This is a genomic window from Mycobacterium sp. (genome assembly GCF_049280035.1).
GTDB lineage: Bacteria > Actinomycetota > Actinomycetes > Mycobacteriales > Mycobacteriaceae > Mycobacterium.
The window spans coordinates 1-10,375 of record NZ_JBAPPI010000485.1 but is presented as its reverse complement, the minus strand read 5'-3'; the positions used below and the strand labels follow the sequence as shown (position 1 = coordinate 10,375).

The 10,375-nt window shown below is 64.4% G+C and carries 12 protein-coding genes and 1 pseudogene; 6 read left to right on the top strand and 7 right to left on the bottom strand.

Translation table 11 applies throughout. The annotated features are described in order from the left end of the window. The 4 genes from WAN71_RS15930 to WAN71_RS15915 form a co-directional block, all read right to left on the bottom strand. A partial coding sequence (locus WAN71_RS15930; RefSeq protein WP_422226254.1) for a nickel-dependent hydrogenase large subunit occupies positions 1-722 on the bottom strand: 722 nt, incomplete at its 3' end. 42 nt (positions 723-764) lie between these two features. Then, on the bottom strand, positions 765-1,820 hold the full coding sequence (locus tag WAN71_RS15925) for a hydrogenase expression protein HypE (RefSeq protein ID WP_422226253.1): 1,056 nt from the start codon (positions 1,818-1,820) through the stop codon (positions 765-767). A 343-nt stretch (positions 1,821-2,163) separates the two neighbouring features. Beyond that, the gene (gene hypB / locus WAN71_RS15920) at positions 2,164-2,943 is read right to left on the bottom strand and encodes a hydrogenase nickel incorporation protein HypB (RefSeq protein ID WP_422226252.1); all 780 of its coding nucleotides are present in this window, start codon (positions 2,941-2,943) and stop codon (positions 2,164-2,166) included. A 5-nt stretch (positions 2,944-2,948) separates the two neighbouring features. Continuing rightward, positions 2,949-3,302, bottom strand: coding sequence for a hydrogenase maturation nickel metallochaperone HypA (locus WAN71_RS15915; RefSeq protein WP_422226251.1), 354 nt, complete (start codon positions 3,300-3,302; stop codon positions 2,949-2,951). A 248-nt stretch (positions 3,303-3,550) separates the two neighbouring features. On the opposite strand from WAN71_RS15915, the gene WAN71_RS15910 reads away from it, so the two are divergent. Next, positions 3,551-4,072 carry a homocitrate synthase gene (locus WAN71_RS15910; protein ID WP_422226250.1) on the top strand — a complete coding sequence of 174 codons (522 nt, stop codon included), beginning with the start codon at positions 3,551-3,553 and terminating at the stop codon, positions 4,070-4,072. A gap of 9 nt (positions 4,073-4,081) precedes the next feature. On the opposite strand, the gene WAN71_RS15905 is transcribed toward WAN71_RS15910, so the two are convergent. Continuing rightward, positions 4,082-5,563 (bottom strand): cytochrome P450, encoded by a 1,482-nt coding sequence (locus tag WAN71_RS15905; protein ID WP_422226249.1) that lies wholly within the window; start codon positions 5,561-5,563, stop codon positions 4,082-4,084. Positions 5,564-5,653: 90 nt separating this feature from the next. On the opposite strand from WAN71_RS15905, the gene WAN71_RS15900 reads away from it, so the two are divergent. Beyond that, positions 5,654-6,376 carry a TetR/AcrR family transcriptional regulator gene (locus tag WAN71_RS15900; RefSeq protein WP_422226248.1) on the top strand — a complete coding sequence of 241 codons (723 nt, stop codon included), beginning with the start codon at positions 5,654-5,656 and terminating at the stop codon, positions 6,374-6,376. Between the two features lie 44 nt (positions 6,377-6,420). Continuing rightward, a complete protein-coding gene (locus WAN71_RS15895; RefSeq protein WP_422226247.1) occupies positions 6,421-7,290 on the top strand; it encodes an SDR family oxidoreductase in 870 nt (289 codons plus the stop codon). A 1-nt stretch (position 7,291) separates the two neighbouring features. Here the strand turns inward: WAN71_RS15895 and WAN71_RS15890 are convergent, their stop codons facing one another. After that, positions 7,292-8,326, bottom strand: a complete 1,035-nt coding sequence (locus WAN71_RS15890) for a DNA polymerase IV (RefSeq protein WP_422226256.1) — start codon at positions 8,324-8,326, stop codon at positions 7,292-7,294. A 14-nt stretch (positions 8,327-8,340) separates the two neighbouring features. Next, positions 8,341-8,946, bottom strand: a complete 606-nt coding sequence (locus tag WAN71_RS15885; protein WP_422226255.1) for a helix-turn-helix domain-containing protein — start codon at positions 8,944-8,946, stop codon at positions 8,341-8,343. Between the two features lie 107 nt (positions 8,947-9,053). Between WAN71_RS15885 and WAN71_RS15880 the strand changes: the two genes are divergently transcribed. From WAN71_RS15880 to WAN71_RS15870, 3 genes and pseudogenes are all read left to right on the top strand, one after another. Beyond that, positions 9,054-9,599, top strand: a complete 546-nt coding sequence (locus WAN71_RS15880; protein ID WP_422226246.1) for an NAD(P)H-dependent oxidoreductase — start codon at positions 9,054-9,056, stop codon at positions 9,597-9,599. 402 nt (positions 9,600-10,001) lie between these two features. After that, entirely contained in the window at positions 10,002-10,241 is a 240-nt protein-coding gene (locus WAN71_RS15875; protein ID WP_422226245.1) for a redoxin NrdH, read from the top strand. A 29-nt stretch (positions 10,242-10,270) separates the two neighbouring features. Continuing rightward, positions 10,271-10,375 (top strand): annotated as a pseudogene (locus WAN71_RS15870) (class Ib ribonucleoside-diphosphate reductase assembly flavoprotein NrdI); the annotation flags it as partial.

Sequence of the window (10,375 nt, the reverse complement as noted above, 5' to 3'; positions counted from 1 at the left end):
GGCACGACCTTCTTCATGAACTCGACGTAGCGCATCAGCCGGCTCATGTAGTCGGTCATCAATTGGATGGTCGCCACCGTCCCGACGCCGCCGGGGTACAGCGTGGACGGGTGTACATGCCTGCCTTCCATCAGGCAGAACATCTCTCGGGTGTACCGGCTGACTTGTAACGCCTCGCGGTAGAACTCCCCACTGAACGGATTCAGCGAGCGCATGATGTCGGCGATGGTCTTGTATCCGTGTGCGTCGGCATGCGGAGCTGCGGTGTTTTCCGCTTTGGCCAGCACACCCGGGTTGGTCTCCGAGACCATCTTTTCGCAGAAGTCGACGCCGACCAGGTTCTCTTGGAAGATGTTGTGGTCAAACATGTATTCCGCGGCTTCGCCGAGGTTGACGATCCATTCGCCCAAGTGCGGCGGCTTGACTCCGTAGGCCATGTTCTGCGTATAACACGAGCACGTGCAGTGGTTGTCACCGCAGATACCGCAAATGCGGCTGGTGATGAAATGGGCGTCGCGGGGATCCTTGCCCTTCATGAAAATCGAATAGCCGCGGAAGATCGACGATGTGCTGTGGCACTCGACGACCTCGCGGTTCTCGAAGTCGATCTTGGTGTAAATGCCGAGGCTGCCGACGATCCGAGTGATCGGATCCCACGCCATCTCGACAAGTTGGCCGGGCTCGCGCTTCGCGTGGGACGGCTCGGGGATGATCGTTGTCATCGAACTTTGCTCCCTATCTTCAGCTGAGATGCCGCGTCGCGCCTACCAGGTGCGGCGTGCGCCCGTGGTGAGTTTGTCGCCCGTGTGTCGCCACTTCGGCTCTTTGTCCACGGTGCGCGCGGTGACACCGCGCAGGTTGCGGATCAGCGAGCCATAAAGTCCTGAGGCGGTGGTGGAAACCTTGCCGCCCGGCGGCTCGTCCATGAACGGCATGAACTTGTCCGGGAAACCGGGCATGGTGCAACCGATGCAGATACCACCGACGTTCGGGCAACCGCCGATGCCATTGATCCAGCCACGCTTGGGCACATTGCATTTCACGACCGGGCCCCAGCAGCCAAGTTTGACAATGCATTTCGGTGATCCGTACTCGGTGGCGAAGTCACCCTGCTCGTAGTAGCCGGCCCGGTCGCAGCCCTCGTGCACGGTGTTGCCGAACAACCACTTGGGCCGCAGCGCGTCGTCGAGCGGAATCATCGGCGCCTGCCCGGTGGCCATGTAGAGCAGGTAGGTCAGTGTCTCGGACAGGTTGTCGGGGTGGATAGGGCAGCCCGGGACGCAGACGATCGGAATTCCGGCCTTGCTCTTCCATTCCCAGCCCAGGTAGTCGGGTACGCCCATGGCGCCGGTCGGGTTGCCTGCCATCGCGTGGATGCCGCCGTAGGTGGCGCAGGTCCCCACTGCGACCACCGCGGTCGCCTTGGGAGTGAGCCGGTCGAGCCACTCACTGGTGGTCATCGGCTGCCCGGTGGCCGGGTCGTTGCCGAACCCGCACCAGTACCCCTCGCTCTTGATCGCCTCGTTGGGAATCGAACCTTCCACGACAAGCACGAACGGTTCCAGCTCACCGCGGTCGGCCTTGAAGAACCACTCGAGGAAATCGTCGGCGCCACCGGTGGGGCCGCATTCGAAGTCGATCAAGGGCCAGTGCACGGCGACCTTGGGCAGTCCGGGGAGTGCGCCCAGCGCAATCTCCTCGACACTGGGTTGGGTGGCGGCAGTCAGCGCCACCGAATCGCCGTCACAACTGAGACCCGCATTGATCCATAGAACGTGGATCAACGTTTCTTCTGCTTTGACTGCTGCTTCTGTTGGCATGATGCAGCCTCCCGGGGCCGGGCTGGGACCCCCTGAAACCCCGGCGTCGCCCGGAGCCGCTTGCTTGACCCACTATGCGGCGCTAATTCCTCGGTCTACTCTCGCCGAACTACCTTGTCAACGATGTTCTGGCAAAACCGGAGGGCTCGTACAGGTTTCCGGATTCATGCCTGATTTCGTCAGTCCCGGCGTATTCTTTGGCCTTGATCGCCGTCGGGGGCCGTCATAGGTGCGTGCCGATCAGCAACATTGCTGCCGTCTTGCGAATCAGATGCATGTGTTGCGAGCCAAGCGATTTCCCGCTGCCGATTCAGCCGCGCCCAAAGTGGGCATCACCGAGCGCTCAAACGGCCGAGCCGGCCATGAACCGTCGCAGCCAGCCGAACCAGGCGGACATGCCTGCGCCGGTGCGGGCACTGACCGGCAAAATCGTCGCCGTCGGATTGACCTCGCGGACACGGGCCAGATAGGAGTCGACGTCGACGTCCAAATACGGCACCAGATCGATCTTGTTGAGCAGCACCACGTCCACGGCGCGGAACATCACCGGGTATTTCAGCGGCTTGTCGTCGCCCTCGGTGACCGAGTAGACCATGGCCTTGGCGTGCTCGCCGACATCAAACTCCGCCGGGCACACCAGGTTTCCGACGTTTTCGATGATCACCAAATCCAGCTGCTCTAGATCCAGGCCCTGCAGCGCGCGGTTGACCATAGGCGCGTCAAGATGACATTCGCCGCCAAATCCGTTGCCGGTGTTGAGCAGGGATATCTGGGCGCCTCGGCCGCCGAGCTTGGCCGCGTCCAGATCGGTGGCGATATCGCCTTCGATTACCCCGACGGCGAACTCGCCGGCGAGTTCGTCGAGCGTTGCGCCCAACACCGTCGTCTTGCCCGAGCCCGGTGAGCTCATCAAGTTCAGCGCACGAATACCGTTGCTCTCAAAGGCGTTTCGGTTGTAGTCGGCGCGGACGTCATTTTCGGCGAAGATCGACTCCAGCACGTCGATGCGCTGCGAGCCGGTCTCGTAGCCGCTGTGGTCCCCGTGATCGTGATGCTCATGCGGGTGTTCGGCGTGGTCGTGGGCGTGCACCGTGCCGTCGTCGTGTCGATGAAACCTGCCCATGTTCGCTACCTTTCACCGACCCTTTCCGAAACGTCCAGCGAAGTCACCTGAAACTCGTTACCGCGCAACACCTCGACATCGGCGCTCTCGCACCCCGGGCACAGCAGCGACCACTGCGAGGTGATCGTCGAACGCCTGCCACACGAGCGGCACTGGACCTCGGCGGTGACGAACTCGAGCTCCAGCTCGGCGTCGGGCATGTCCTCATGGTCGCGGAGCAGCGTCCAGCAGAACGTCAGCGACTCGGGCACCACCTGGCGCAGCGCACCGATCTGGACCCGGACGATATCGACATGGCGACCGTCGGCATACGGCTTGACCAGCCCGGCGATCGCTTGGCACAGCGACAGCTCATGCATGGCGGGTCACCGCCGTGGTGTATTGAGGGCAGAGCAGGCCCATGAACCCCGTTCTACACCGCGGAACCCGACAGTGACCCGCTAATGAAGTTGCACCGGCCGCCCAGCAGCGTCTACTCTCGGCGACGTGCAGATTCTTCTCGTAGTAGCCAGCACCCGCAGCGGGGTCTGATCCAGACCGACCCCCCGCTGTGGGTCGGAAGCTACTACCTGTCGGTCACCACTGAACGACCAGAGAAAACCGGCACATGACAATCACCGACCTGAGATTTCCGAGTGGCGCCGAGACGGCGCCCGCTCCACCTGAATCGCCATCGATCCGCTTTCACGGCATTGCGCTACCGCGGGGAATTCGGGAGGACGCCGACACCATGTCGTGGAGCACTTTCACCGCAACCTACGCTCCCAGCGCCGGACCACTGCGTTTGGGCCAATGGGAATGCGCTGACAGCGGGCGCCCCGCGACCCGGCTGGGTCCACAGGCCCGAACATTCCGGGCCACGCTGGGGTTTGGGGATCGCCTCGAGACCGCGACCGCCACCGCGACAGGACCGGTTGCCGCATTGACCGCGATGCTCTACGACCATGGCGTGGCTGTCGAGATGCTGCGGTTTCATCAGCTGCGGTCAGGGGAGACGACCGCGACCTTCATCCAGGGCAGTGACGGCTGCCGGGCCGAGTGGGCGATGGGCTGGTCGGAGGACCCGACGCAGTCGGCGCTGTGCGCGGTCATCGCCTGCGCGAACCGGCTCTACGGGGATAGCGCGTAGAAAACCCGGTTAGAGCGGGCGCAACACGATCGGCATGCCGTCCATCGGGATCGGCATACCGCCGTAGTCCCAGCGCGGCTGATAGCCGTGCCGCGGCAGCTCGAGCCGGTAGCGGCGCAGCAGCCGGTGGACGACGGTCTTGACCTCAAGTTGGCCGAACACCATCCCGATGCACTTGTGCGCTCCGCCACCGAACGGGGCAAAGGCATAGCGGTGCTTCTTGTGCTCGGCCCGCGGCTCGGAGAAACGCTCCGGGTCGAATTTACGCGGCTCGGTCCACAATTCGGGCAGCCAGTGATTCATCCCCGGCCAGGTCACCACGTTGGTGCCGGCCGGCACGTAGTAGCCGAGCAAGTCGGTGTCCCGCACGGTCTGGCGCATGTTGAACGGCAGCGGTGTGACCAGCCGCAGCGACTCGTTCATCACCAGATCCAGCGTCTCCAGCTTCTCCAGTGACTCGATGTCCAGGGGCCCGTCGCCGAGCCGGGCCGACTCGTCACGGCAGCGTTCTTGCCAATCCGGGTTGGCGGCCAGCTGATAGGCCATGGTCGTCGTGGTCGACGTCGAGGTGTCATGGGCGGCCATCATCAAGAAGATCATGTGGTTGACGATGTCGTCGTCGGTGAAGCTGTTGCCGTCGTCGTCCTGGGTGTGGCAGAGCACGGTGAGCATGTCAGTGCCTTCGGCGTTGCGGCGCGCGGCGACGCGTTCAGTGAAGTAGTCCTCAAGCACCGTGCGGGCCCGCAGCCCTCGCCACCATTTGAACGGCGGGACACCGGTCCGGATGACCGCGCCGCCGGCCCGAGTCGTCGTGGTGAACGCCTGATTCACCTTGGTGACCAGGTCGTGGTCGCTGCCGGGTTCGTGGCCCATGAACACCACCGAGGCGATGTCGAGGGTGAGCTCCTTCATCGCCGGATGGAACAGGAAGCGCGCGTCGTTGGTCGGCCAGTCGGCCACCACCGCGGTCGCCACCTCGTCGATGTGGGCGACATACCCGGTCAGCCGCGAGCGGGTGAAGGCCTCCTGCATGATGCGCCGGTGATGCATGTGCTCTTCGAAGTCGAGCAGCATCAGCCCTCGGTTGAAGAACGGGCCGATCACCGGATGCCAGCCCTTCTGCGAAAAGTCCTTGTTGCGGTTGGAGAAGATGGCCTGGGTGGCGTCGGGTCCGACTGCCACGATCGACGGCAGGATCGGCGAGTCGGCGAAGAAAATCGGGCCGCGGGTGTCGTACAGGTGCAGCGGAAAGTCCGGTCCCTCCCGGAACATCTCGATGATGTGGCCGAGGATAGGCAGCCCCGAATCGCCCATCACCGGCTTCAACCCGCTGCCAGGCGGCGGCTCAGCCAGGGCGTGCTGCTTCCAGTCGACGGTCAGCAGCCTTTTCTCGATCAAGCCCATACCGGGGATTGTGTTCACCGTCGGTACCAGCCGCCGCTTCGCCTGATCGAGCAGGTAATGCGAGGTGCTGATGGTCGCCTTAGACACGTTAAGTCGTTCCCCCCTCGGCGCCTGCGCAAAAGGGCGGGACCGGCCTTGACCGGCATTGTGGCAGGCGTCACCAACCGCCATCCTTCGATGAAACTTGACGGCTGTCAAGTTTCCTTTTGCGCTGGCGTAGTGCAAGGTCGAGGGGTGCACACCCAGCAGGACATCCGCGGAGGGGCGGATCAGGAGCAGGCCGCGACGGCTCCGAGACGAAGGGGCGACCGGCAGCGGCAGGCCATCGTGCAGGCCGTGCGTGAACTGCTTGAGGAAAAGCCGTTCGCCCAGTTGTCGGTGAGCACCATCAGCGACCGCGCGGGGGTAGCCCGATCCGGCTTTTACTTCTACTTCGACTCCAAATACGCGGTGCTGGCCCAGATCCTCGCCGAGGCCACACACGAGCTCGAAGAGCTAACGCATTACTTCGCCCCGCGCGAGCCGGACGAATCGCCGGCAGCGTTCGCCAAGCGGATGGTCGGTAGCGCCGCAGCGGTCTATGCACACAACGACCCGGTGATGTCGGCATGCAACGCCGCGCGGAGCACCGACGCCGAGATACGCGAAATTCTCGATCAGCAGGTCGACAGCGTGATCGAGCAGATCATCGGCATCGTCGAGGATGAGCTGCGGGCCGGTACCGCCCACCCCATCAGCGACGACGTCCCGGCCTTGGTGCGCACACTGGCGGCCACCACTGCGCAGATGCTCACTGGCGACACCGCCTTCCTGGGTGCCGACGGCGACGTGCAACGCGGCGTGCGGGTGCTCGAGGCGTTGTGGCGCAACGCGCTGTGGGGCGGCGCGGAGGTCACCTAGTCCCCGCGGCCATCAGTTCGTTACCGCCGGTATCGTCATCTCCCATGGCGCAGACCAACCCTTCTAGGTTCGCGGGAAAGCGGTGCTTTATCACCGGTGCGGCCAGCGGTATTGGCCGTGCGACGGCATTGCGGCTCGCCGGCCACGGTGCCGAGCTCTATCTGACGGACCGCAACGCCGACGGGCTGGCGGAGACCGTGGCCGATGCTCGCGCGCTGGGCGCACAGGTGCCTGCGTTCCGGGCGCTGGACATTTCCAACTATGACGAGGTCGCTTCGTTCGCAGCCGACATCCACGCCCAGCACCCGAGCATGGACATCGTCATGAACATCGCTGGGGTTTCGGCGTGGGGAACCGTCGATCGGCTGACCCACGAGCAGTGGACCAAGATGGTCGCGATCAACCTGATGGGCCCGATTCACGTCATCGAGAGCTTCCTGCCGCCGATGCTTGCGGCCCACCGGGGCGGTCATCTTCTCAACGTGTCCTCGGCCGCGGGGCTGATCGGGCTGCCCTGGCATGCCGCTTACAGCGCAAGCAAATTCGGGCTGCGCGGACTGTCCGAGGTGCTGCGCTTCGACTTGGCCCGGCACCGCATCGGGGTGTCGGTCGTCGTGCCGGGCGCGGTCAACACCCCGCTGGTCAACACCGTCGAGATCGCCGGCGTGGATCGCGATGACCCCGGAGTTAGTCGCTGGGTGGGTCGCTTCAGCGGCCATGCGGTTTCGCCGGAAAAGGCCGCGGACAAGATCCTCGCCGGGGTTGCCAGGAATCGGTTTCTGATCTACACCTCGGCGGACATCCGCGCACTGTATGCGTTCAAACGAGTCGCGTGGTGGCCCTACAGCGTGGTGATGCGTCAAGTCAACGTGCTGTTCGCCCGGGCGCTGCGGCCATCGCCGGTGCCGCGCTGACTTACTGCGGCATTTGCAGTTCTAGCCGCACCCCGAGCAGCCGGACCGGGCGGTCCAACTCGAACAGGTCCAGCACCCGCAGCGCGGCGGCGATAATCACGTCCGCGTCGGTGGTGGGTATATCGAGCTTGCGGATCTTCGTGCGGGTATAGAACGTGGCGGAGCGGACGGTCACCGCGACCCGGGTGACGATCCGCGAGGCAGCTACTACCTCGCTGAGTGCCTGACGCGCTAATTCGGTTACCGCTGAATCCATTTCGCCACGATCGGTGAGGTCTTTCGGGAAGGTCACGACGTGACTGCGGGAACGGGGGACCCACGGTTCGGCGCTGACCGTGTCGTCGCCGCCGCCGTTGGCCAGCAGCAACAACCACAGCCCCGTCCGCGGGCCGAACGTCGACGTCAGCAGCTCGGCATCGGTGTGCGCCAATTGCCAGACCGTTGTGATACCAAGAGCGGCAAGCTTTTTCGTGGTCCTCGGACCGACGCCCCAGAGCGCGTCGACTGGCCGGTCGCCCATGACGGTCATCCAGTTCGCGTCGGTGAGGGTCGACACGCCAGCCGGTTTCGCGAATCCGGTGGCGACCTTGGCGCGCTGTTTGTTGTCGCTGATGCCCACCGAGCAGGACAGCCCGGTTGCCGATGAGACGACGGTGCGGATCTGTTCGGCAAGTTCGCTTGGATCCTCGACGTCAGCCCCCAGGTATGCCTCGTCCCAGCCCCATACCTCGACCGGGTGCCCCAAGTCGCGCAGCAATCCCATCACCTGGTCTGAGGCCTCGTCATAGGCCGCGGGATCCGATGGCAGGAACGTGGCGTCGGGACAGCGCCGGGCGGCGGTGCGCAGCGGCATACCCGCGTGCACACCGAATTCGCGGGCTTCGTATGACGCGCAGGTCACCACCTTGCGCGCTTCGGTCGGATCACCGTTGCCCCCGACAATGACCGGCAGCCCGGCCAACTCCGGGTGGCGGCGCAGTTCGACCGAGGCCAGGAACTGGTCGAGGTCGACGTGCAGGATCCAGCTTTTCGACACCGGGCTCGAGTCGCTCACCGCCCACACAGCTTGCGCGCCAAGCTTTCCCATGCATCGCCCAATGTCTGCAGGGTCTGACCGGCATCGTCGAGTTGATGCTCGACGTAGTCGGCGTCGAGCAACGCCAGCAGGGCATCGGTTTGGGCATCGAGGTTGCCGGTCGTCCCGGCCGAGGCCAGCAGCATCCGCACATGCATGCGGAGCACCATGTAGGGGGCGTTGATCAGCGAACCGTGACGAGTCTGGGGGTCGCGGTTGGCGGCGGAGAGTAGCTCGTGGTGGGCATGGGCAAACCGCAGCCGGTCGCGCCCGAACGCCAGCAGCCGATCCAGCGGCGGCGCATCCGGACCCAGCGGCGGCGGACCGAACAAGAACGCCTGCTGGCTGGCCCGCTCATCCTCGTCGAGCAGCACCATCATCAAGCCGCCCCGGCTGCCGAATCGACGAAACACCGTGCCTTTGCCGACGCCCGCGGCGGCGGCGATGTCGTCCATGGTGACCGCGTCGGCGCCGCGCTCGGCGATGAGCCGGCGCGCGGCGTCCAGCAACAGCACACGGTTGCGGGCGGCGTCGCCGCGCTCCAGCGGGGCGGGAGAGGGCAGCTCGCCAAGCCAGGTCAACGGGTCAGCGGCGCTCACACCTGCACCTTAACCCGGATGGAATAATCCGGACTAGGGTCCGTTTGAGTCATGCGAGGATGTACACCAACTATCGAAGGGAAATGGAGATGCCGGAAATCAAGGTCTTGACGTTGGTAGGAAGTCTGCGTGCCGCGTCGATCAACCGTCAGATCGCTGAGTTGGCGGCAGACGTCGCTCCGGACGGCGTGACCGTCACCATCTTCGACCAGCTCGGTGAGCTGCCGTTCTACAACGAAGACATCGACAACGAGGCCGACGTGCCCGCGTCGGTCACAGCACTACGGGCGGTCGCAGCCGACGCCGACGCCACCCTGGTGGTGACCCCGGAATACAACGGCAGCATCCCGGCCGTGATCAAGAACGCCATTGACTGGCTGTCCCGGCCATTCGGCAACAGCGCGCTGAAGGACAAGCCGCTGGCCGTCATCGGCGGGTCGTTCGGCCGCTACGGCGGCGTCTGGGCCCATGACGAGACCCGCAAGTCGTTTGGGGTCGCCGGTCCGAGCGTCGTCGAGTCGATCAAGCTGTCGGTGCCGTTCGGATCGCTGAATGGTCAGGCACCGCGCGAGCACGCCGAGACGGTGTCCAACGTGCGCGATGCGGTGGGCAAGCTGGTTGCCGAAGTGGGCTGATGCCCGTCCGAGTCGTTTGCTGAGCGGATGCGGCCGGCGTGTTCTGTCGGTGCCCGGCGGTAAATCTATGGGTATACCGCCGCGAAACCATTTTGTGATCTACGACACGCCGGTGCCGCTCCGACGCGAGGGCTTACGACCAGGGAATTTCATGAATGTTTTTCAGAACATCTTGTATCTCTTCTTATTGTCACCCACTAGGTGTAGTGTTCCCGACACCGACAGACCTCAGGTTCACCAGGTCGACCGGGCCGCGTTAATCGGCATCGCAGGCAGGCTGACGCGGATCGGCAAGATGGGAATTCTTGGGCGCGGCGGTCTGCTGAAAAGCAGTACAGATGCAATACCAGAGCAGTTGCCAGTCCGTGTCTCGTTCCCACCGTCGACAGAGGAGTCGTACCGATGAGCGTCACCGTCTACACCAAGCCGGCATGTGTGCAGTGCAACGCCACGTACAAGGCGCTGGACAAGCAGGGCGTCGCCTACGAGGCGGTCGATATCAGCCTGGATTCCGAGGCGCGCGACTACGTGATGGCGCTGGGGTATCTGCAGGCTCCCGTTGTGGTGGCCGGAAACGAGCACTGGTCGGGTTTCCGGCCCGACCGGATCAAGGCGCTCGCCGCTGGCGTGCTGAGCGCGTAGCCGGCAGCGGCGCAGTAAAACAGGAGGGGATCGCCGTGCCGTCCTGCAGCCTGGTGTATTTCTCCAGCGTCTCGGAGAACACCCACCGCTTCGTGCAGAAGCTGGGTATCCCGGCGACGCGGATACCGCTGCAC

Coding starts and splice junctions, on each gene's coding strand:
- WAN71_RS15925 (WP_422226253.1), bottom strand. CDS start 1,820: ATGCCAACAGAAGCAGCAGTCAAAGCAGAAGAAACGTTGATCCACGTT.
- hypB (WP_422226252.1), bottom strand. CDS start 2,943: ATGGGCAGGTTTCATCGACACGACGACGGCACGGTGCACGCCCACGAC.
- WAN71_RS15915 (WP_422226251.1), bottom strand. CDS start 3,302: ATGCATGAGCTGTCGCTGTGCCAAGCGATCGCCGGGCTGGTCAAGCCG.
- WAN71_RS15910 (WP_422226250.1), top strand. CDS start 3,551: ATGACAATCACCGACCTGAGATTTCCGAGTGGCGCCGAGACGGCGCCC.
- WAN71_RS15900 (WP_422226248.1), top strand. CDS start 5,654: ATGAAACTTGACGGCTGTCAAGTTTCCTTTTGCGCTGGCGTAGTGCAA.
- WAN71_RS15895 (WP_422226247.1), top strand. CDS start 6,421: ATGGCGCAGACCAACCCTTCTAGGTTCGCGGGAAAGCGGTGCTTTATC.
- WAN71_RS15880 (WP_422226246.1), top strand. CDS start 9,054: ATGCCGGAAATCAAGGTCTTGACGTTGGTAGGAAGTCTGCGTGCCGCG.
- WAN71_RS15875 (WP_422226245.1), top strand. CDS start 10,002: ATGAGCGTCACCGTCTACACCAAGCCGGCATGTGTGCAGTGCAACGCC.